Annotated in this window: 20 protein-coding genes and 1 other RNA gene; 8 read left to right on the forward strand and 13 right to left on the reverse strand. The window is 62.9% G+C overall.

The features are described from left to right. Window positions 1-37 precede the first annotated feature (37 nt). Entirely contained in the window at window positions 38-235 is a 198-nt protein-coding gene (locus LB547_RS00575) for a hypothetical protein (protein WP_140495286.1), read from the reverse strand. A gap of 147 nt (window positions 236-382) precedes the next feature. Continuing rightward, entirely contained in the window at window positions 383-868 is a 486-nt protein-coding gene (locus LB547_RS00580) for a thioesterase family protein (RefSeq protein WP_140761167.1), read from the reverse strand. 215 nt (window positions 869-1,083) lie between these two features. On the opposite strand from LB547_RS00580, the gene LB547_RS00585 reads away from it, so the two are divergent. After that, complete coding sequence (locus LB547_RS00585) at window positions 1,084-2,499, forward strand: FAD-binding oxidoreductase (RefSeq protein WP_140521185.1); 1,416 nt, start codon at window positions 1,084-1,086, stop codon at window positions 2,497-2,499. Window positions 2,500-2,598: 99 nt separating this feature from the next. Further along, a complete protein-coding gene (locus tag LB547_RS00590; protein WP_140495292.1) occupies window positions 2,599-3,120 on the forward strand; it encodes a hypothetical protein in 522 nt (173 codons plus the stop codon). Window positions 3,121-3,232: 112 nt separating this feature from the next. Here LB547_RS00590 and LB547_RS00595 read toward each other — a convergent pair whose 3' ends face one another. Then, window positions 3,233-4,216 (reverse strand): Dyp-type peroxidase, encoded by a 984-nt coding sequence (locus tag LB547_RS00595; protein WP_140495294.1) that lies wholly within the window; start codon window positions 4,214-4,216, stop codon window positions 3,233-3,235. Window positions 4,217-4,440: 224 nt separating this feature from the next. Between LB547_RS00595 and LB547_RS00600 the strand changes: the two genes are divergently transcribed. Further along, a complete protein-coding gene (locus tag LB547_RS00600; protein ID WP_140761164.1) occupies window positions 4,441-8,310 on the forward strand; it encodes an AsmA family protein in 3,870 nt (1,289 codons plus the stop codon). 94 nt (window positions 8,311-8,404) lie between these two features. Here the strand turns inward: LB547_RS00600 and LB547_RS00605 are convergent, their stop codons facing one another. The 4 genes from LB547_RS00605 to LB547_RS00620 all read right to left on the reverse strand — a co-directional run bounded on the left by LB547_RS00605 (window position 8,405) and on the right by LB547_RS00620 (window position 10,730). Further along, window positions 8,405-9,292, reverse strand: coding sequence for a sigma-70 family RNA polymerase sigma factor (locus LB547_RS00605; RefSeq protein WP_140761161.1), 888 nt, complete (start codon window positions 9,290-9,292; stop codon window positions 8,405-8,407). A 134-nt stretch (window positions 9,293-9,426) separates the two neighbouring features. Beyond that, window positions 9,427-9,732 (reverse strand): hypothetical protein, encoded by a 306-nt coding sequence (locus LB547_RS00610; protein WP_140495300.1) that lies wholly within the window; start codon window positions 9,730-9,732, stop codon window positions 9,427-9,429. 267 nt (window positions 9,733-9,999) lie between these two features. After that, on the reverse strand, window positions 10,000-10,245 hold the full coding sequence (locus tag LB547_RS00615; protein ID WP_140495302.1) for a DUF982 domain-containing protein: 246 nt from the start codon (window positions 10,243-10,245) through the stop codon (window positions 10,000-10,002). A gap of 38 nt (window positions 10,246-10,283) precedes the next feature. Continuing rightward, on the reverse strand, window positions 10,284-10,730 hold the full coding sequence (locus LB547_RS00620; protein WP_140495304.1) for a MarR family winged helix-turn-helix transcriptional regulator: 447 nt from the start codon (window positions 10,728-10,730) through the stop codon (window positions 10,284-10,286). Window positions 10,731-10,878: 148 nt separating this feature from the next. Here LB547_RS00620 and LB547_RS00625 point away from each other — a divergent pair, with 148 nt between their 5' ends. Continuing rightward, window positions 10,879-12,672: a chloride channel protein gene (locus LB547_RS00625; RefSeq protein WP_140664693.1), complete on the forward strand. Its 1,794-nt coding sequence runs from the start codon at window positions 10,879-10,881 to the stop codon at window positions 12,670-12,672. A 12-nt stretch (window positions 12,673-12,684) separates the two neighbouring features. Here LB547_RS00625 and LB547_RS00630 read toward each other — a convergent pair whose 3' ends face one another. The 4 genes from LB547_RS00630 to LB547_RS00645 form a co-directional block, all read right to left on the reverse strand. Further along, entirely contained in the window at window positions 12,685-12,906 is a 222-nt protein-coding gene (locus LB547_RS00630) for a ribbon-helix-helix domain-containing protein (RefSeq protein ID WP_140516531.1), read from the reverse strand. Window positions 12,907-12,913: 7 nt separating this feature from the next. After that, window positions 12,914-13,111: a DUF4169 family protein gene (locus LB547_RS00635; RefSeq protein WP_140495310.1), complete on the reverse strand. Its 198-nt coding sequence runs from the start codon at window positions 13,109-13,111 to the stop codon at window positions 12,914-12,916. A gap of 18 nt (window positions 13,112-13,129) precedes the next feature. Beyond that, window positions 13,130-13,663, reverse strand: a complete 534-nt coding sequence (locus tag LB547_RS00640) for an SspB family protein (RefSeq protein ID WP_140495312.1) — start codon at window positions 13,661-13,663, stop codon at window positions 13,130-13,132. 145 nt (window positions 13,664-13,808) lie between these two features. Beyond that, window positions 13,809-14,498: a TetR/AcrR family transcriptional regulator gene (locus LB547_RS00645; protein WP_140761158.1), complete on the reverse strand. Its 690-nt coding sequence runs from the start codon at window positions 14,496-14,498 to the stop codon at window positions 13,809-13,811. A gap of 186 nt (window positions 14,499-14,684) precedes the next feature. Here LB547_RS00645 and LB547_RS00650 point away from each other — a divergent pair, with 186 nt between their 5' ends. Next, window positions 14,685-15,890, forward strand: coding sequence for a multidrug effflux MFS transporter (locus tag LB547_RS00650; RefSeq protein WP_140516527.1), 1,206 nt, complete (start codon window positions 14,685-14,687; stop codon window positions 15,888-15,890). Window positions 15,891-15,936: 46 nt separating this feature from the next. Here LB547_RS00650 and LB547_RS00655 read toward each other — a convergent pair whose 3' ends face one another. Both LB547_RS00655 and ssrA read right to left on the reverse strand, forming a co-directional pair. Continuing rightward, window positions 15,937-16,488: an AAA family ATPase gene (locus LB547_RS00655; protein WP_140761155.1), complete on the reverse strand. Its 552-nt coding sequence runs from the start codon at window positions 16,486-16,488 to the stop codon at window positions 15,937-15,939. Between the two features lie 117 nt (window positions 16,489-16,605). After that, window positions 16,606-16,966, reverse strand: a transfer-messenger RNA (tmRNA) gene (ssrA, locus tag LB547_RS00660). A gap of 168 nt (window positions 16,967-17,134) precedes the next feature. Here ssrA and LB547_RS00665 point away from each other — a divergent pair. From LB547_RS00665 to modA, 3 genes are all read left to right on the forward strand, one after another. Continuing rightward, window positions 17,135-17,446, forward strand: coding sequence for a DUF2853 family protein (locus LB547_RS00665; RefSeq protein ID WP_140559546.1), 312 nt, complete (start codon window positions 17,135-17,137; stop codon window positions 17,444-17,446). Window positions 17,447-17,747: 301 nt separating this feature from the next. After that, on the forward strand, window positions 17,748-18,542 hold the full coding sequence (locus LB547_RS00670) for a thymidylate synthase (protein ID WP_140521267.1): 795 nt from the start codon (window positions 17,748-17,750) through the stop codon (window positions 18,540-18,542). A 769-nt stretch (window positions 18,543-19,311) separates the two neighbouring features. Beyond that, complete coding sequence (gene modA, locus LB547_RS00675; protein ID WP_140670191.1) at window positions 19,312-20,106, forward strand: molybdate ABC transporter substrate-binding protein; 795 nt, start codon at window positions 19,312-19,314, stop codon at window positions 20,104-20,106. Window positions 20,107-20,116: the final 10 nt, after the last annotated feature.

A 20,116-nucleotide genomic window follows, 5' to 3' on the forward strand; every position in this document is an offset into this window, starting at 1 on the left:
AATGTCGTCAACGGAAGTGGCCGCTCTACCCGCAGCGTCAGGCGTGGCCGCGCTTCATGCGGGCCTGCTTAAGGATGACGCGCCAGCGGATCATGTCGAAGGGGATCGGCTCATTGTTGTTGGCGATGTGGAAGATCTCGTTGTTGACGTTCTTCAGCGAGCGCCAGAAATCATAGTCGGTAATGCGCGGATCGGCGGCGAGCCTGTCCACCTCGACTTTGATATCGGTTTTCATGCACGTCCCCCGAATCGGCTATGCCCCGCCGCCCGTGTCGCTACTTCGATGCGGATCGTTTTCGAACGGCCCGCTGAGTCGCGCAACGGTCCAATCGGCTTGTTCCCGTTAAAACCTCGGTAAGGTTAACGCGGGCCCCGAGCTGGTTCAATCCGTCTTGCGTTTGATGCCGATCGAGCGGCCGGCGCGCTCGGGCATCGGCAAGGCTGAGTGAGCGGCGCGCATCGCTTCGATCTTGGCCAGCACGTCGGCGGGAAAGGGGGCTACCTTGGGGCCGGACATGTCGACATGCAGTGCAAGCTGCTCGGACGTGGCGGCGAGCCAGCCGTCGGCATGGCGGATTTCCTGGTAGAACCGCAGCCGCTTCTCGTCATGGTCGATGAGCTGGAAGGAGACCGTGACCTTGTGGTCGAGATGCAGTTCCTGCACGTAGCAGACATGGACTTCGGCGGTGTAGATGGTGAGGCGACGGTTCTTGACATAATCCAGCCCCATGCCCATCGCCTCGAAGGCTTCATCCGAACAGCGGTCGAACAGGACGTTGTAGTAGGCCATGTTGAGATGGCCGTTATAATCGATCCAGTCCTTCTCGATAGCCATTGGCTGAGAAACAAAAGGGGCGGGGATCGGCATGGCAACTTCCTTGTTCTGGTGCTGGACAGAGCGTGGTTGTAAGAGCGGTTCATCGTTCCACGGAAACGTCGGACCGCCTCTTTGATACAATTCCCCAGGGAAAGCGCTAGGCGCTTTTCCCGGGAAAACCGCTTCACACTTTTCCTGGAATTGCGTTAGGCATCATCCATAAATGCATGACAAGCATGGACACTGGTCCATTCGCGGAGGAATTCATGGCCCTGAGCGACCTCAATCCGGTCGAGCGCAACGAAGAAGGCATCGCCGCCGTGCTCGGCATCCTCAAGCAGCGGTTTGGCGAGCGCTTTCAGACCGGCCAGGCGGTTCGCTCCCAGCATGCGCATACGACAACCTACATCCCGACGCAGGCACCGGACGGCGTCGTCTTCCCGGAAACGACCGCCGAGGTACAGGAGATCGTGCGCGCCTGCGCCGCGCACCGCGTGCCGGTGATCGCCTTCGGCGTCGGCTCGTCGCTCGAAGGCCACACCAACGCGCCGGGCGGCGGCATCTCGGTCGACACTTCGCGGATGAACCGGATCCTATCGGTCAATCCGCAGGATCTCGACTGCACGGTCGAGCCCGGGGTGACTCGCGAGGATCTCAACCGGCATCTGCGCGACACCGGCCTGTTTTTTCCAATCGATCCCGGCGCCAATGCCTCGCTGGGCGGCATGGCTGCGACACGGGCCTCAGGCACCAACGCGGTGCGCTACGGCACGATGCGCGAGAACGTGCTGTCGCTGACGGCCGTCATGGCCGATGGCGAGGCGGTGACCACTGGCAAGCGGGCAAAAAAAAGCTCGGCCGGCTACGACCTGACACGGCTGCTGGTCGGCTCGGAAGGCACGCTCGGCATCATCACCTCGCTGACCTTGAGGCTGCAAGGGATTCCGCAGGCGATTTCCGGTGGTGTCTGCCCGTTTCCGAGCGTCGAAGCGGCTTGCAACGCCGTCATCGCGACGATCCAGATGGGCATTCCGGTGGCGCGCATCGAACTGGTCAACGCGCTGCAGATGCGGGCGATGAAGACATATTCCAAGCTCGACTATCCCGAAAGCCCGTGCCTGTTCGTCGAATTCCATGGCAGTGATGCCGGCGTTGCCGAGCAGGCCGAGACCTTCGGCATGATCGCCGAGGAGAATGGCGGCGGACCGTTCCTGTGGACCAGTGTCGCCGAGGAGCGCACCAAACTTTGGAAGGCCAGACATGACGCCTATTGGTCGTCGCTGACGCTGCGGCCAGGCGCCAAGGGCCTGTCGACCGACGTCTGCGTTCCGATCTCGCGTTTTGCCGAATGCGTCACCGAAACCGAGGCCGATATCGCCGAAATGGGGCTTGTCGCGCCGATCGTCGGCCATGCCGGCGACGGCAATTTCCACGTCCTGGTGCTGATGGACGTGAACGACCCGAAGGAAATCGCGCTGTCGGAAAAGTTCGTGGCGCGGCTCAACATGCGGGCCATCGCCATGGAGGGCACCTGCACCGGCGAGCACGGCATCGGCCAAGGCAAGATCGGCTTCCTGCGCCATGAGCTCGGCCACGGCGTCGACATCATGCGCACGATCAAGCAGGCGCTCGATCCGCTCGATATCATGAACCCGGGCAAGATCCTGCCGGCTGCCGAGTAGACGCCGTGATCGGCTCGTCTTGACCCCACCTCCAATCGGGCCGAGACTCCGTGTGCTGAAGGCCCAGAAGACGGGCAACCCAAGCGGAGGAGTGGTGTCATGGCGATTTCACGCAAGGAAGAAGCGCGCGCGCTGAGTGCCGACGAACACGAGCTGGTGGAAAAATCGCACCATCCGGCGGTCCAGGACCTTTCTGACGCCGATCTGTCCGGCCTCGTCAAACGCCTTCGGGAGCGGCGCGACAAGGCGCAGACCGAGGCGCATCGACGCCGGCGCGAAATCCGGGGCAAGGGCACACCGAAAGGGGCTGTCGCTTCAAAGGCCGATGGCGGCTCTCAGTTGAAGCTTGCGATGCTGGCGACGGCCATGCGGCGGTTGAATGGCGAGGCCGAACGGCGCCGCCAGTTGACGGCGCGCGTCTCATTGGTCGACAGCGCGCGCAAGGCGCTGGCCCTGAAGCAGAAAGCACCGACGGATGGTCCAGCGTTCAACGCGCGCACTGCGCACAAGGGCATGCGAGCGGTGGCAAACCAGAGGACGCCGAATCTGGTTCGGCCGGCTGAGCTCGGCCGACAACGCAAAGCGGCCAAGGTGGCGCAGGCAAAGCGCGACGCGCGTTGAATTCGCACTGATGACGCCGATGATCGCGTGCTGATCTCCGCAGCACGCCGAAGCACGACAAACGCTTCTCCGCCGGCACGTGGTCGGTAGGCCGCTTTGCTGTGTGCGTCGTTTACCGAGTGGCCAACTTCTCTGGCGCTGCCTCGGCAAGCACCTGCAGCATCGGCCGTGTCGGTGCGAAGAATGTCGTGCCGGTGTGAGGGGTGGAGAAATCAAGCAGCCGGTCGTAGGCGCCGGGCGGGTCGCCGACATACATGCGCTGCAGCATCTTCTCGATCACCCAGAGATATCTCGAATAGCCGATGAAGTAGGTGCCGAATTCCCGTTGCCCCGGCCGGCCGAACGGCATGTTGTCGCGCAATATGTCATGTTCGGTGCCGTCGGCATCCTCGATGGTGGCGAGCGACTTGTGCGATTTGCGCGGCGCTTCGTCATCATCGATTTCGATGTTGTCGATCTTGGTTCGGCCGATGATCGCCTCCTGCACGGGCGTGGGGATTCGCGCCCACGCTTGGAGATCGTGCAGGTATTTTTGAACGACGACATAGCTGCCGCCGGCAAAATCGGGATCTTCGTCGCCAACGAGCGCCGAGGCGGGCAGATCGAGGCCGGTGGGGTTGGCTGTGCCGTCGACGAAACCGAGCAGGTCGCGGGCATCGAAATAACGAAACCCCGAGACTTCGTCGACGACGGTCACGCCGGCACCAAGCCTGTCCAGCAGGATACGCTCGAACTCGAAGCACATGTCTGGCCGCTCGGAGCGGATATGGAAGAGAAGGTCGCCCGGCGTCGTGGGCGCGGCGTGAACCGCACCCTTGATCGGCGTGAACCGCTTCAACTCCGCCGGCCGCCGGCCGGGGTTGAGCCGGTTCCATAGATCGTGGCCGATGCCGGCGATGCAGGACAGGCGGCCGCCGAGGTCGCGAAACCCGACAGTCTTGACCAGGTCGTCAAGGTCGCCGAGTACGGAACAAACCTTTCCGAGAACCGCCTGTTCATCGGCTATGGTGACGACAAGGAAAATCGCTGATTGCGAAAGCGGCGCGTCGACGCTCTGCGCATCGATCGGCACACGGTCCCAGTTCTTCCCCGACATCCCCAATTCTCCGCTTTTCCAGGATTGTTTCAGACGATCCCGGATCGGAAAACGCCGCGACCGGAACAGGGCGAGGACGCCCAAAGCAAGGTATCGCGATCAAGAGCGACCGCGCAACATCGAACGCCGTCCATGGTTGTCGCCGACGACGATCGAATTGCCTCTTTATCGACACGCGGATGCAGGTAGAGTGCGGCTGATTTCAACCAAACCGTTCGGAACTGATGCTCGCACGCCTGTTCGTGATCTTTGGTGGCCTGTTCGTGCTGGTGCTGTGCGCGGCGCTGGTGGGGCCGTATTTTGTCGACTGGTCCGGCTATCGGGCGCAGTTCGAGCGCGAAGCGAGCGCCATTCTCGGCCGCAAGGTGACCGTGCAGGGCGACGCCACGGCGCGCTTGTTGCCGTTTCCGTCGGTAACCTTCTCCAATGTCGCCGTTGCCGGCGGCCCCGCCGGCCAGCCGGCGATGACCGTCGAGACGTTTTCGATGGATGCGGAACTGGCGCCGTTCCTGCGTGGCGAGGTGCTGATTTTCGACATGCGGCTGGTGCGGCCGAAAGCGACGATCGACATCGCCGCCAATGGCACCGTCGACTGGGCGATGCGGCCGTCCTCGCCCTTCAACCTCAACCAGATCTCGATCGAGAAGCTGACGGTGACGGAAGGGCAGATCGAGCTGCGTCATGCCGCCGGCGGACGCAGCCACACCATGTCCGAGATCAATTCGACCATTTCGGCCAAATCGCTGGCGGGCCCGTGGCGCATGGATGGCACGTTGAGGTTCGACGGCCTGCGCACGACGGTTGCCGCCACTACCGGCAAGGCCGAAGCCAACGGCCAGATGCGGTTTCGGCTCAAGGCCGATCCCGACGCGTATCCGCTGGTCATCGAAACCGACGGCAATGCCGGCATCGTCAACGGCGCCGCCATCTACTCCGGACAGTTCAAGATTTCCGGCGCCGATAAGAACTCAGCCCAGTTGCGGGGCACCGATGGCGAGACGGTGAAGGTCGGCACCGGCAAGTCCAATCCCGGCTTTCGGGTTAACGGCAAGTTCGCGCTCGATCACCAGAAGCTCGGCATCGATGAATTCCGCTTCGAGACCGGACCCCTCGACAATCCCTATACCGCCGACGGCAAGGCCTCGATCGATCTCGGCCAGAAGCCGAGCTTCGCCATCGAGGCCAATGGCGCGCAGGTGCAGTTCGACGAGGCCGTGGGTGCGGCAGGCGCCGGCCTGACACTGGATCAGCGCATTGCCGGACTGGAACAGGCTTTGCTCGACCTGCCCAAGCCGACCATTCCCGGAACGGTCGAGGTCAGGTTGCCGGCCGTGGTGGCCGGTGACACCACGGTTCGCGACGTTCATCTTTCCGCCGAGCCGGTCGATGGCGGCTGGTCGGTGAAATCGCTCGCCGCGACACTGCCCGGCCGCGCCACGCTGGAGGCCGACGGCCTGCTCAGCGTCGAGAACCATTTCGGCTTCACCGGTTCGCTGCTGCTGGCGGTGGCGCAGCCTTCCGGCTTCGCTGCCTGGTTGTCCAAGGACGTCGACGAGGCGATCCGGCGTCTGCCCGCCGCCGGCTTCCGGGCTAAAGTCGATCTCTCCGAAAAGCGCCAGGCCTTCAGCGATCTCGAACTGGTCCTGGGCAAAGCGATGTTTTCCGGCCGCATCGATTCCAGCCAGCCCGACGACGCCAGGCCCTCGGTGCTGATGCGGCTGGAAGGCGGCGATCTCGATGTCGACGGGCTAGCGGCCTTCGCTTCGATCTTCATCAGTGACAAGGGCGCCAACCGATTTGCCGACCGCGACCTCGATTTCCAGATCAAGGCGGGACCGGTCAGTGCCGGAGGCTTGACCGCCGACACGGTCGACACCGCGCTCAGGCTGCGCGACGGGCTGCTTGAGATCGACCGGCTGTCGGTGGGCGGGCTGGCTGGCGCGTCGATCAGCGCCACAGGCCGGATCAAGGATTTCCCAGCGAGCCCGACCGGCAAGCTTGACGCCTCCGTGGTCGCCGTCGACCTGAAGCCGCTGATAGACGTGGCGGCGCAGCACTATGCCGACAATGCCGTGCTCAAGGGACTGGCAAGCCGCGCCGCTGCTTATCCCGACCTGTTCCAGGACTCGCGCGTCGATCTTGTGGTGAGTGCTGCCGACAATGGCGACGGCACAACAGGGCTTGCTGTGAGCGGGCAAGGCAAGGCCGGCGGATCGTCCTTTTCCGCCTCGCTGTCGGGGAAGGGAGCGGTCGACAAGCTTCTTGAAGCGCCTGTGGCGCTGACCTTCAATGCCAGGAACCCCGACGCCACAGCGCTGCTGGCACTTTACGGCTTGCCGGCACTGCCGCTCGGCATGCTCGGCGAGGCAAGCACCGACATCCAGGCCAAGGGCACGCTGGGCGGCGGCCTGGCGACGAGCTTCAGCCTTGCCGGCAACGACTTCAACGCCGGTTTCGACGGCACCGTAGCCGACACGCCGCAAGGTCCGGTCGCGAAGGGCAAGGTCAGCCTCGATACGGCCGACATCGAGCCCTGGCTGATGACATCGGGCATAGGCCTGCCGGGCATGGGGACAGGCACGTCGACGTCGCTCACCGCGCAGGCCGATTACGGCAACGGCCTACTGGTGCTCTCCGGCCTCCACGCCGCCATCAACGAAGCTGCGGTGTCGGGTGACGTGAACATCGACGTCAAGGAGGGGATTGACGGCAAAGATGGCGTGCCGCATCTGGCCGGCTCGCTGGCGCTCGACGAACTTGATCTCGACCCGATGGCGGTGGCGCTGTTCGGCGATTCCGCGTTCACGGACAAGAGCGGAGACAACAACGGCGGTGTGTGGCCGTCGGCCCCGTTCAGCCAGAAATCCAGCCTTCCATTCACGGCCGATCTCGACTTGACCACGGCTTCCCTTGCCGCAGGGCCATTCGCGACCGCCTATGACGCGGCCTTGTCGCTGAAGCTCGACCAGGAAGGCATCCGCGTGTCCGATCTCAAGGCGAAATTCCTTGGCGGTGCGCTGACCGGCCTGTTCGAATTGAAAAACAATGACGGCACTGGGCTTTTCACCGGCCAGATGAAGCTCGCGGACGCCGATCTGCCAGCCTTGCTGCCGGATGCCGGCATCGGCGGCAAGGGGGATATCTCCGCGGCGTTTTCGACAAGCGGCAAATCGGTCGACGCGATGGTTGCCGCTCTGTCGGGTTCGGGCACGGCGGCGCTGAAGGGCGTCACGGTCGCCGGCGTCAATCCCAATGCGTTCAGCACCTTCCTCGCCAAGGCGGACGCGATCGGCCGCGATATCGATGCAGCCAAGACCGCCGGCTTCGCGCCCGCTATCGCGGCAGATGGCAGTTTCGCGGCAAAGGATACCGACATCGCCTTCACCATTGCAGGTGGCACGCTGCGAGCGCCGCCGATCAGCCTCGAAAATCCTTCGGCGACCTTGTCCGCCGACATCACGGCGGACCTCAATGCCGATACGGTCTCCGCCAAGGGCGCGGTCACCTACCGGCCCGGCGACGAAGCGCTCGTCGGTTCCGAACCGGCGATGAATTTCAGCGTCGAGGGGCCGTTCGGCGCCGTCAAACGGCAGTTCGACAGCGAACCGCTGGCGCAGTTCCTGACCCAGCGCGCGCTCGAGAAGGAGCAGCAGCGGGTCGAGGCGATGCAGGCCGCGTTGCTGGAGAAGCAGCGGCTGCGGCGCGAGGTGCGCTATTACGCTGCGTTGCAGGACCAGCGCGACAAGGCGGCCGAGGAGCTGCGACAGCAGGAGGAGGCGGCGCGGCTGAAGGCCGAGGCCGACGCCAAGGCGAAAGCCGAGGCGGAAGCTCAGGCGCGGGCCGAAGCAGAGGCCAGGGCCAAAGCGGATGCCGAGGCAAAGGCCAAAGCCGAGGCGGATGCCAAGGCAAAGGCCGAGGAGGCGATGCGGACCGCCTCGCAGGAGAAGGCAAGGCTGGAAGCAGAGCGCAAGGGCGCCGAGCAGGCGCCGAACCCGGAACGGGCGCCGCCGCCGGTGGCCAACGACAATCCGCCTCCGGCCAAACCGCAGTTCAATCCGTCTACGATCGACAATTTGCTGAAGTCTTTGCAGTAGGGCAGTAGGGCAGTAGGGCAGTAGGGCAGTAGGGCAGTAGGGCAGTAGGGCAGTAGGGCAGTAGGGCAGTAGGCAGGGGATTTCCCTCGATCGTTCAAAGAACGAGCAGTTCGGCGCTGTCGGCGACGTAGCGGGCGTGACGAAAATCGCGGATGGCGGCAAGCTTGCCCTCCTGCCAGACCAGCAGGATGAAATAGGCTGATCGCGCAGCCGGGTCGTTGCCGTCGTGAACGAGGACCACCGGCCTGTCCTCGACGAATCCCGGCACGAAACGCCAATCGCGGAGGCGGGAATAGTTGTGGAAATAGGTAGCGACTTCCTTGGGTCCGGCAAACCGCGTCCTGGCCACCAGCTCCAGGCGAACTTCATCGGCGAGCATGTCGCGCACGGCGTCGAAATCACGGGCGTTGAAGCGATCGATATAGGCTTCGAGCAACAGGCGTTCGGAGACGCCCAGCCTGGGAACCGGCCGATCCTCGGGCTCGGCGGCGAGCTGGCGCAAGCGGCCGCGGCCACGATGCAGCGCCGCCTTGACGGCCGGGACGCTGGTGTCCAGCGCGGCGCTGATCTCTTGCAGCGAATAACCCAGAACGTCCATCATGATGACGCTGCTGCGCTGCGCGACGGGCAGGCGCATGAAGGTGTGCAGGCCGGCGGCAGCGGCCTGACGGTCGAAGGTGGCGTTGGCCGGGTCGACGATCATGTCCGGATCCTCATCGGAAAAGGCCTTTTCGCGGGCTCGCCGGCGCAGAAAATCGAGTGCCGTGTTGTGCGCGATGCGGAACAGCCAGCCCTCCGGATTTGCGATCTGGCCGGCGTTCGGCAAAGCCTCGAACGCCTTGGCCAGCGCTTCCTGCAACACGTCCTCGCCGTCGAAGACGGAACCCGTCATGCGCGCGCAATAGCGGTGCAGCTTTGGGCGCAACTCCCCAAGCAGGCGTTCGATGAGCGCGCGGTGCCCGCCAGGAATGAGGATGTTCATACGCCCGCCGTTCTCCACATCGCTTGACCGCGCCTAGAGCAATTCCAAGAAAAGTGTGTGCGGTTTTCTGTCCAGAATTGCGTCAAAACAAAGAGTTAGGGCGGTTCGCTGTTTCCATGAAACGGTGAACTGCTCTAGTGGTCCAGCATCCGGTAACTGCCCACCACCGTCATCGCCTCGCGATGCGGAGGCTCGATGCAGCGATCCCTGATGCCGTTCTGAAAAGTCGCGAATGCCGCTAGCCCCGGAAGGGTGCCGGCCTGCTCCTCGGTTGCCGCCTCGACCAGATGGAAGAAGGTACCGTCGCCGGACCGCCATGTCATGTAGCGAAACCCTTCGGGCGATTTATCCCGCAATTCCTGGAACACGGCCTTGACCAGCCGCTCGTTCTCGTCGACCAGCTCCGGTTTGGTCCTGTAACGTATCAAATGGTGTTTCATCTTGTCTGTTCCTTTGCCGGCCCTGCACCTTGCAGGTCGCTCATGTCCGAGACGAAGCGGCGGAGCCAAAGGATTCGGGGTTTCCGGAATTTTTTTATGCGGCCCCTTATGTCCCATCTTCCCGATGGTAGCCGGGCTTCGCAAAAGTTGAATGGACGACGGCGCGTTGCTGACGGCTGTCGCGATCTCATCGTGCGCTCACCGTCGATCGAGGACGGTATGTCGGGCCTGTGGTTGGGCCAACAACGCCCAGGCCATGCGCGGCAGTTATTCGACCAGAATGCGCGCTTCCCTCGCGGCTTCGACAAAAGCATCCCTGGCGGTATCGGCCGATACGCCGCCGTTCATGGCCTGCCGGCACGCCCGCAGCGCAGCCTTATGCTTGATGCTTCCCGCATCGCGCCAGTGATTGGTGAGAAGGTCGAGAGCTTGTTCGGCATTGGACAGATTTCGAACGTCGCCAGTAACGCCTGTGGAAACCGGGACTGCCTTGGAAAACCAGATGTTGTACATGGCATAGCCTCCATTCAGCTAGGTTGCGAAACTTGTCTCTAGAGCGTGTCGCGGTCCTTTCGGGCGAGCACGCTCCTCAGCATGGGTTCGATGCGCGAAAGCTCGTCGAGATGCACGGCCGACAAGTCGGCGAGGCAGGCATCGGCCCGCTCGGTCAGTTGCAGCAGCACCTTGCGCTGGTCCTCCTTGTCCTGATCTCTGACGATCAGCCCGGCCTCGCACAGGCGGTTGACCAGTTCGACGGCGCTATGATGGCGGATGCGCAAGCGTTCGGCGAGGTCGCCGATAGCTACCGGGCCTCCGCCGGGAAAACCCTTTATGGCGAGCAGTGCCTGATGTTGGCGCGGCGTCAGACCGGCGTCTTCGGCCTGTAGCTGGCTGAATTCCAGGAAGCGGCGGATCAGATAGCGGAACTCCGACAGCCGCTGGTAGTCGGCCTGGCTGATGGCGGGGCGGGGTTCTTTCGGATGCGACATATCAGACATGTGTTGTCATTCCGGCCAAAGCTCAAACGATTTCGGGCCAGGCCCGCTTGAATATTTATATCGTATTACGATACATAGCCGCCGGCAAAGCCGTTTTGACGGTTTGCCGATCCTCCAACAGCGACACGCCACGGAAAGCAGGCAGGCAATGAAGACCGAACAGGGCAGTCCCGGACATCTGCGCGATTTCACCACCGACGCCAGGGTGTTGCTGATCGCGGGCATCGCGGTGGTGGTGGCGACGGCCGGGCTGTTTGCCGGCATCATCCTGCTGAAATTGATCCGGCTCGCCACCAACGTCGCCTATTTCGGTCAATTCACGCTCGCCGATCTGAAACTGGAGGACACGCCGCTTGGCTATGCCGCCGTCGCCGTGCCGGTGATCGGCGCACTCATCATCGGCCTGATGGCGCGCTACGGCAGCGAGAAGATCCGTGGCCACGGCATTCCAGAAGCGATCGAAGCGATCCTGCTCGGGCGCTCGCGGCTGGACGCCAAGGTCGCGGTGCTGAAGCCGCTGTCGTCGGCGATCTCGATCGGCTCCGGTGGACCGTTCGGCGCCGAGGGCCCAATCATCATGACCGGCGGCGCCATCGGCTCGCTGATCGCGCAGATGCTGCCGGTCAGCGACAATGAGCGCAAGACGCTGCTGGTGGCGGGCGCTGCCGCGGGCATGACCACCGTGTTCGGAACGCCGATCGCCGCCATCATGCTGGCGGTGGAACTGCTTCTGTTCGAGTGGACGCCGCGCAGCTTCATTCCGGTGGCGGTGGCTGCCATCGTGGCGGAGGTCGAGCGCACCATGCTGCACATGCCGGGACCGATCTTTCCGTTTCAGGGCGGCATGGCGATTTCCTTTGCCGGTCTTGGCGGCTGGGTCCTGATCGGCGTTGCCGCCGGCCTCCTGTCTGCCTTGCTGACGCAGATGGTCTATGCCTGCGAGGACGGTTTCCAGAAGCTGCCGATCCACTGGATGTGGTGGCCGATGCTCGGCGGCCTCGTCGTCGGCATTGGCGGCTTGATCGAGCCGCAGGCGCTCGGCGTCGGCTACGACAACATATCCAGCATGCTGGACGGCCGTACGATCGCGACGGCGGCACTCCTGTTGTTGGTGGTGAAAGCCGTCATCTGGTCCGTGGCGTTGGGCTCGGGAACGTCGGGCGGCGTGCTGGCGCCACTGCTGATCATGGGCGGCGCGATGGGCGCGGTGCTCGCCGGCTTCCTGCCGGCGGCCGATCCCGGCTTCTGGGCGCTGCTGGCGATGGCGGCGACCATGGGTGGCACGATGCGCGCGCCGCTGACGGCGACCTTCTTCGCGGTCGAATTGACCGGCAACACGCATGTGCTGGTGCCGCTGATCGCGGCCTGCGCCGCCGCCCATGCGGTGACGGTGCTTTTGATGAAACGTTCCATCCTGACCGAGAAGATCGCCAGGCGAGGGCATCATCTGGTGCGCGAATACCGGGTCGATCCGTTCGCGCTGACCAGGGTGCATGAAGTGATGACCACGCAGGTCCAGAGCGTGCCGGCGACGATGACGCTGCATGGCGCAGCGGCATTCCTGACCGCGCCGGAGACGCGTCATCCGAGCTTCCCGGTCATTGACGGCAACAGGCAGGTGCTCGGCCTCATCGATCCACCGGCGATCCTGCGCTGGCGGCGTGCCGGCAAGCACCGGACGACGACGCTCGGCGAATTACTGGCCGGCAGCAAGGTGACGCTTGCCTATCCCGATGAATATCTGGAAGGCCTGTCGGACAAGCTCCTGATGGCCAACGTGTCGCATCTGCCGGTCGTGGCACGCGACGATGGAACGCTGGTCGGTTACGTCGGCTGGAAGGACCTGATGCGCGTCAGATCCAGGAAACAGGCGGAAGAGCGCGATCGCACGGCCCTGCTGGGGTTCGGCACCCGCCGCGGGAAACAGGAAGGCGCTGCCTGACGGCGTCCGGCATCAGGCGCGGCCGCGCTTCGCCCAGGCCAGTACATGGATCCGGAGCGCCGAGGACAGATTGGTGTCGCGCGGCCGGTTTTCGTCGACTTCCGCGACCAGCGCGGCAAGGGGCAGATTGCGCGCGACGGCGATGGCGACAAGGTCGTCAAAAAACGGCTTTTCGAGCGAATAGCTGGTGCGGTGGCCACGGATCGTCACCGAGCGTTTTTCGACCGGGCTCACCTGGAGCTCATTTGGGGTCCGGATCGGGCGACGGTTGACGGCGATGGCCCGCGACGAAGAACTCGGCCTTTTCGGCAACCAGGCGGTCGCGTTCCTTCTCTGCCCCGGAGCGGCCGTACAGGGCGCGGTTCTGGCTGGCAGTGCGTTCCTTCTCCAGCCTTGCCTTCTGCTTGCGAGCCTGGCGCAGATTGACGATGTCGGCCATGACGCGCGACCCGAAGGCTTATTTCTTGCGGAAGGCGTCGAGCGAGACGACTTCGGCGCCCTTGGCGGCATCGGCATCGGCCGCCTTCTTCTCGGGTTCGGCGGCCTTCTTCTCAGCCTTCGGTTTTTTCTCGGAGACGATGGCGAGCGGTTCGGACGCCGGCTGGGAAGCTGGCTCGTCATCTGACTGGCCTTCGGTCTTGACGTCGAATTCGAGTTCGAAGTTAACCGACGGATCGTAGAAGCCGCGCACCGCCGAGAACGGGATTTCGAGTTTTTCCGGCACGTCCGAGAAGGAGAGCCCGACCTCGAAACCGGTCTCGGTGACCTTCAGGTCCCAATACTGGAACTGGATGACGATGGTCATCTGCTCCGGATAGCGCTCGCGCAGCCGCGAAGACACGCGCACGCCCGGCGCGCCGGTCAGGAAGGTGATGAAGAAATGATGGTTGCCGGGGAGGCCGGTGCGCGCGACCTCGGCCAGGACCTTGCGCATGACGCCGCGCAACGCCTCCTGGGCCAGAATGTCATAGCGGATGTGGTCGTCGGCCATGTGGCGGTCGGGTTCCGTTGAATCGTCCGCATAGCTGTAATCAAGCTTGAGCGCGGCGTAAACCGCATATAGACCGCCGCCGCGAGGAAGCGAGGACGATTGCCGAGATTTGATCGCGGAAGCCGGCTTGCGTCACCCGCAAATGTCACGCGTTGGCAAGCGCGGCGTGTTTCTTGACGCCGGTCGGGGAGGGGCGCTTGCCGAAAGCGCGCAGGAAGGTGCGCACGCCATTTGTCGCCGATTGCACGACCTCGTCCTCGGCCGGGGTGCCGCCGAGCATGAAGGTCGTCTGCAATTCAGCATTGACGAGGCCGAGGAACTGCCGCGCCGCGACGTCGGGGTCGTCGATCGCGAGGTAACCGCCATAGGCAAGGCGGGCGAAGCGGGCGGCGATTGCCGGCCATGTCCTGCCAGGACCCTGTTCGCGCCATTCGGCGAACAGTTCGGGGTAGCGCTCGCCTTCGGTCTGGATCAGCTTGCGCAGGAATTTTCCGTCGCGGTTGCAGATGCAGTTCTGGTTCAGGCGCACGGCAAAGCCGATCAGATCCGCTTCCAGATCCCTCGGCTGGTCCGGGAACGTGGCGATGGTGGCGAAGATGCCGGCATTGCAGCGCTCGGTGAGATCGCGGACTACGGCGATGAAGAGCTTTTCCTTGTCGCCATGGTGGTTGTAGACGGTCTGGCGCGAGACACCCGCCTCGGCGGCGATCAGGTCGATATTGGCGCCGGCAAAGCCCTCGCGGCAGAACACGGAAGCGGCTGCGTCGACCACCGAGATGCGCTTGGCCTTGTGGCTGCGTGGCGGGAAACTGTCAGGAGAAACGCCCGGTCTCATGAAAATCTATATAGAGGTGATTGACGATTTAGACAAGACTGTCTAAATTTGTGGACACGGTATAAGGGGTTCACCTCTGGACAGGCGAATAATTCGCTCTCGGAGAGTCGGAATCCCACGGGATCGAACGTCCTGGGGTCAGACGTCGCCTTGCGGCGGCAACCAGATTCGAAAGAAGCCAACATCATGAGTCCCAAATTCCTCCGCATCGCGGTCGTGCTCGGCCTGTTGTCCGCCATCGGGCCCTTCGCCATCGATATGTATCTGCCCGCATTGCCCTCGATCGGCGCGGATCTCAACGCCGGCACCGCAGCCGTGCAGATGAGCCTTTTGATCTTTTTCCTGTCGATGGGCTTCGGCCAGATCGTCGTCGGGCCAATCTCCGATATGGTCGGACGCAAGCTGCCGCTCTATGGCGGTCTTGCGCTGTTCATGGTCGGCGGCGTCGGTTCGGCATTGGCGCCGACCATCGAATGGCTGATCGCCTTCCGTTTCCTGCAGGGCCTTGGCGCCAGCGCCGGCATGGCCATTCCGCGCGCGATCGTGCGCGACCTGCACACTGGCAACGAAGCCGCCAAGCTGATGTCGTTGCTGATGCTGGTATTCTCGGTATCGCCGATCCTGGCGCCGCTGACCGGCAGCCAGATCATCGAGAGTTTCGGCTGGCGCGCCGTGTTCTGGACCGTCACGGCCGCAGCGGTGCTGGCAACCATCCTGCTCGCGACCTCGCTCAAGGAGACGCGGCCGGCTGAAGAACGCGCCGGTTCTTCCTTTGGCACCGCCCTTTCAGGCTACCGTTTCCTGATGGGGGACCGCAATTTCCTCGGCCTGGTGGCGATCGCGGGCTTCGGCATTGCGAGCTTCTTCGTCTATCTGTCGAGCTCGTCCTTCATCCTGATCGACCATTACGGCCTGTCGCCTTCGGTCTATAGCGTGTTCTTCTCGATCAATGCCGTCGCCTTCATCGGCATGTCGCAGCTCACCGGCCTGCTTTCCGAGCGTTTCGGGCTCAAGCGGGTGGTGTGGGTGGCGGTGACCGGCTACGCCACGACGATGGTGGCACTGTTCGCTGTCATGGCTTCCGGTGTGGACCGGCTGGATGTGATGGCGGCGCTGCTGTTCGTCGGCTATGGCTTTCTCGGCCTGGTCATTCCGACCACCTCGGTATTGGCCATGGAGGAGCATGGCGAGATCGCGGGCACGGCTTCGGCGCTGATGGGCACGCTGCACTTCGCCATCGGTGCGCTCGCCATGGGTGTCGCGGGCATTTTTTTCGACGGCACGCCGTTGCCGATGGTCGCCGGCATCACGCTCTGCGCGGTGATCTCCTTCACCCTGGCCAAGATCACGCTCGGCCGTTCGCGCGAGGCTGTCGAAGCGCCGGCGGAGTAGGCGATCGCCAATAAATTGAAAGAGGTCGGGCCGATCCCGGCCTTTTTCATGCCAATCCCGTTTCGTCCAGCATGAAGCGCAGCCGTGTCTCGACAGGCGCCAGGGGCAGCCGTACCAGTTCATAACCGAGTTCGGCATAGACGCCGACCAGCGCGTGACAGGTACGCTCGGCTTCGTCGAGCGTTTGCTTGCGTTCTTCATCCTGCGTGAAGATTTCGGGCCAGGGCGGGGCAACGAAGACACGATGGTTGTAGCGGCAACGCTTCGCTGCGATGCCGACGTGATCGGGCACCGCCAGGCCGCAGAGGCGGAGATAGCCCAGCGTGTCGGGCACGCCACGATCGAAGAAGACCGGTCCTTCCTGTTCGATCGCAGCTTGGTAGGAGCGCATCTCCCAGGACAGCATCAATTCGACGAACAACGTGCGATCGCTCCACGGCAAGGCGGGACCGCCAATGGCGGACTGGTCGCGAATGATGCCGCGTCCGGCCTCGACCGAGGTGGCGAACCCTGCACGGCGCAAGGCTTCGATCAGTGCGGTCTTGCCGGAGCCCGGACCGCCGGTCAGCACGAAGAATCGGTCGGAATTGTTTTGCATTTTTTTACCCATGACGAAGGAGGCACGCGGCTCCACTGCGTCGTCTCCCATGGGCCGAACGAAGTCTGGCCGGCGCGAGCGTGCCGTTGCGCGTGATGCAGATGAAAAAGGGGGAGAAGTGGAGGTTTCTGTTGCCAGGTACCTCCGAACCCCGCCTAGAAGTGCGAACCCCTAGGGCTTGATTTGAAGCTATCGCACTGCATTAAGCAGCGAGACGTGCTTCCGCATAGTTGTCGTTGGCAACTATAAGTTTAGCCCGATGACGGTGGTACAATGCCGGGCAAAAGTACGATCTTTACACCTTCGTCGATCCTATTTCGCCCCCAGCAAAAGCCGCTCCGTCTTCCAGAGCGGTTTTTGGTGGAGGCGCCGGGTACCGCCCCCGGGTCCGAACGGCTTATTTCATCGCCAGTTTATCGCCATAGTCGGTCAAGCCGACGAAGCGAATATAGGGGTCCGTCGCCAGAAATGAAAGACCGCAATGGTGCTTTGTCCCTGTGTCAAAATGCAACGCGGAAGGGTTGACTTGGGAACGGTCTCAACCGAAGCTTTGCCGCGGTGAGGAGTTACCGACCGAGCGCACGAGTTGCGGAGCGCGCCACAGCCCTCATCGATCGGATCCGTGGCGCCGACGAGGGGAATTTTGATGGCCGACTATCTTGCAGACGTGAAGAAATACGACGCCACGGCGAGTGCCGAAATTGTCGAGAAGATCGTCAAGCATCTGGGCATCGCGCTCAGGAACCGCGATTCCTCGCTGGTGTCCTGTACCGATCCCAAAGAACTTGAGCGCGTCCGGGAAAACTGGGTCGGCAAGAAGCTCGGCGTCGCCGATGCGGCGAAGGCAGATGCTGCGATCGAGAAGACCTGCAAGGCGATGGCCGCAGACAACACCAAGAATCGAGTGACTTTTTACTACCTCGTTGCCAAGGACCTGGGAAAGCTCGGTTCGCTCTGAGAATTCCGTGCTCGCGCGGCTGCTGAAGCGCGCCGTTGGTTTGTAACGGGCACGCTTGTGCTGCCCCTCATCTGGCTGCCGCCATCTTCTCCCCGTATAGAGGCGGGGAGAGGCACGCTGTCACCGATGGTTTCGCCAATTGCCGGGGTTGCAAGACGGGCGCCGAGGCTGCGGCCAGCTGCTTGGAGGTCGGTGCAGACGCCGAAACGGTGATGAGGCAAGCGCCGCCCGCGCCGTTTTGATGTGTTCGGCCGCCTGTCTAGCAGCTATAATGCTCGCACAATCGAATCGAGCCGAACCGATGCGCCAGTATCTCGACCTTCTGCAGCACGTGCTGGACCACGGCGCCGACCGCGGCGACCGCACGGGCACGGGCACGCGCTCCGTGTTCGGCTACCAGATGCGCTTCGACCTGGCGCGCGGCTTTCCCGTCACCACCACCAAGAAGCTGCATCTGAAATCGATCATTCACGAGCTTTTGTGGTTCCTGGCCGGCGAAACCAATATCAAATATCTGACCGACCATGGCGTTTCCATCTGGGACGAATGGGCTGACGAGAATGGCGACCTTGGCCCCGTCTATGGCAAGCAGTGGCGTTCCTGGCCGGACGGCCATGGCGGGTCGATCGATCAGATAAACAATCTTGTGAAAGAGATACGCCGCAATCCTCAATCGCGGCGGCTGATCGTTTCGGCCTGGAATCCGGCCGAGGTGGAGGCGATGGCGTTGCCGCCATGCCATTGCCTGTTCCAGTTCTACGTCTCGGAAGGCCGGCTTTCCTGCCAGCTTTACCAGCGTTCCGGCGACATCTTCCTCGGCGTGCCGTTCAACATCGCCTCCTACGCCCTGCTGACGCTGATGGTGGCGCAGGTGACCGGCCTGAAGCCCGGTGATTTCGTCCATACGCTCGGCGACGCACATCTTTATTCGAACCATTTCGAGCAGGCGCGCGAGCAGCTGCGGCGCACGCCAAGAACGCTGCCGACCATGTGGATCAACCCTGAAGTGAAGGATCTCTTCGCCTTCCGCTTCGAGGATTTCCGGCTGGAAAACTATGTCGCCGACGCGACGATCAAGGCGCCGATCGCGGTCTGAACCGCCGGCGCAACCTTGCCGACCTGATGTCTCGAGGCCGTGGCGATGGTGGTGCCTCGCCGGTACGTCGTTTTGATATCTTTTCGACAAGATCGGTCGACCTTACCCTCAGGCCAGGAGATTTCCGGGGAGGCGTCCATGCGACTGTCAGCAGCGGTATTTGCGCTCGTCTTTGTCTTCGCTTTCAATGGCCGCGCATTTGCCGAGTGCGGGTGTGAATGCATCAACAACAGCATGAAGCCGTTCTGCGACGATCCAGCTGCGAAGCTGCCATACTGTCCCCGCGCGACTTGCAAGCCCGCTGACGCAGAGGGGAATGACCTTCCCGCAAGCGCCATATTAAGCGAGACGCGGTATGTCTGCAAAGTGCGGATGGTGAAGACGCCGGAAGGCTCGTTTCGACACGCACTTATCTGCATTTAGACATTGCCTCGCCTCTCCCAACAGATCGCGGCGGCGACAGCTTTGAAGGCGCAGTCTACACGCCGATCAGCCGTGCCAATGCATGTCGCCCAAAAGTGACCGCGGTTTTGGGGGAAGGACGCGCTTTAGAGGATTTCAGCCTTGGTTCCGTCGAGGGCAACGGGCGCCGATTTTCTTGTGACGTCTTCGTCTGCCTTTCGCTGTATCCGTGCTGGTCTATCGCAGGTCGCGAGGACGCCGCGCATTCAATGGCGACGCTGTGCGAAAAACCTTTCCTTGTTATATTCATCCGGATATATCGGATGGCAGGCTTCGAGCAGGCCGGATGTCAACTCAGGGAGAGTTCATGACGCGCAACGGTTTTGCAGTGGCGGCGGTCGCCATTGGCGGCTTCGCGGCGGCGTGGACGGCAGCAGTGCCGGCGGCGCGCGCGCAAGACGAGGTCGTGGTGTTTGCGGCCGCCAGCCTCAAGGACGCGCTCGACGCGGTCAACAAGGCCTGCGCGGCTGATGTCGGCGAAGCGGCGACCATCTCCTACGCGGCGAGTTCGGCGCTCGCCAAGCAGATCGAAAGCGGCGCGCCGGCGGACGTCTTCATCTCGGCCGATCTCGACTGGATGAAGTATCTTTCCGACAGGAAGCTGACCAAGCCCGCTACCGAAGTGAAGCTGCTCGGCAACCAGATCGTGCTGGTGGCGCCGAAGGATTCGGGCGTTGAAGCCAAGATCGAAAAGGGTTTTGATCTGGCCAAGCTGGTCGGCGACGGCAAGCTCGCCATGGGCGACCTCAAGGCTGTGCCGGCCGGCAAATACGGCAAGGCCGCGCTTGAATCGCTCGGCGTCTGGTCCTCGGTCGAGGGCAAGGTGGCGCAGGCCGAGAATGTGCGTGCGGCACTCAAGCTGGTCTCGATGGGCGAAGCGGCTCTCGGCATCGTCTATGCCACGGACGCGCATGCCGAAAAGGGCGTCAAGGTGGTTGGTGTTTTCCCCGAGGATTCACATCCGCCGATCATCTATCCGGTTGCCCAAACGGCTGATTCGAAGGACAAGGACACGCCTGCCTTCCTGAAGTGCCTGCGGACGGCAAAGGCATCGGATCTATTCAAGGAGCAGGGTTTCACGGTCCTTGCGCCCGTCAACTAGGATAGCCACC

Origin of the sequence: Mesorhizobium sp. B264B1B, assembly GCF_020165765.1 — a bacterium.
Classification (GTDB): domain Bacteria; phylum Pseudomonadota; class Alphaproteobacteria; order Rhizobiales; family Rhizobiaceae; genus Mesorhizobium.

Bases quoted from the DNA above. Each gene is read 5' to 3' on its own strand.
- LB547_RS00575 (WP_140495286.1), bottom strand. From the start codon at position 235: ATGAAAACCGATATCAAAGTCGAGGTGGACAGGCTCGCCGCCGATCCG.
- LB547_RS00580 (WP_140761167.1), bottom strand. From the start codon at position 868: ATGCCGATCCCCGCCCCTTTTGTTTCTCAGCCAATGGCTATCGAGAAG.
- LB547_RS00585 (WP_140521185.1), top strand. From the start codon at position 1,084: ATGGCCCTGAGCGACCTCAATCCGGTCGAGCGCAACGAAGAAGGCATC.
- LB547_RS00590 (WP_140495292.1), top strand. From the start codon at position 2,599: ATGGCGATTTCACGCAAGGAAGAAGCGCGCGCGCTGAGTGCCGACGAA.
- LB547_RS00595 (WP_140495294.1), bottom strand. From the start codon at position 4,216: ATGTCGGGGAAGAACTGGGACCGTGTGCCGATCGATGCGCAGAGCGTC.
- LB547_RS00600 (WP_140761164.1), top strand. From the start codon at position 4,441: ATGCTCGCACGCCTGTTCGTGATCTTTGGTGGCCTGTTCGTGCTGGTG.
- LB547_RS00605 (WP_140761161.1), bottom strand. From the start codon at position 9,292: ATGAACATCCTCATTCCTGGCGGGCACCGCGCGCTCATCGAACGCCTG.
- LB547_RS00610 (WP_140495300.1), bottom strand. From the start codon at position 9,732: ATGAAACACCATTTGATACGTTACAGGACCAAACCGGAGCTGGTCGAC.
- LB547_RS00615 (WP_140495302.1), bottom strand. From the start codon at position 10,245: ATGTACAACATCTGGTTTTCCAAGGCAGTCCCGGTTTCCACAGGCGTT.
- LB547_RS00620 (WP_140495304.1), bottom strand. From the start codon at position 10,730: ATGTCTGATATGTCGCATCCGAAAGAACCCCGCCCCGCCATCAGCCAG.
- LB547_RS00625 (WP_140664693.1), top strand. From the start codon at position 10,879: ATGAAGACCGAACAGGGCAGTCCCGGACATCTGCGCGATTTCACCACC.
- LB547_RS00635 (WP_140495310.1), bottom strand. From the start codon at position 13,111: ATGGCCGACATCGTCAATCTGCGCCAGGCTCGCAAGCAGAAGGCAAGG.
- LB547_RS00640 (WP_140495312.1), bottom strand. From the start codon at position 13,663: ATGGCCGACGACCACATCCGCTATGACATTCTGGCCCAGGAGGCGTTG.
- LB547_RS00645 (WP_140761158.1), bottom strand. From the start codon at position 14,498: ATGAGACCGGGCGTTTCTCCTGACAGTTTCCCGCCACGCAGCCACAAG.
- LB547_RS00650 (WP_140516527.1), top strand. From the start codon at position 14,685: ATGAGTCCCAAATTCCTCCGCATCGCGGTCGTGCTCGGCCTGTTGTCC.
- LB547_RS00655 (WP_140761155.1), bottom strand. From the start codon at position 16,488: ATGCAAAACAATTCCGACCGATTCTTCGTGCTGACCGGCGGTCCGGGC.
- LB547_RS00665 (WP_140559546.1), top strand. From the start codon at position 17,135: ATGGCCGACTATCTTGCAGACGTGAAGAAATACGACGCCACGGCGAGT.
- LB547_RS00670 (WP_140521267.1), top strand. From the start codon at position 17,748: ATGCGCCAGTATCTCGACCTTCTGCAGCACGTGCTGGACCACGGCGCC.
- modA (WP_140670191.1), top strand. From the start codon at position 19,312: ATGACGCGCAACGGTTTTGCAGTGGCGGCGGTCGCCATTGGCGGCTTC.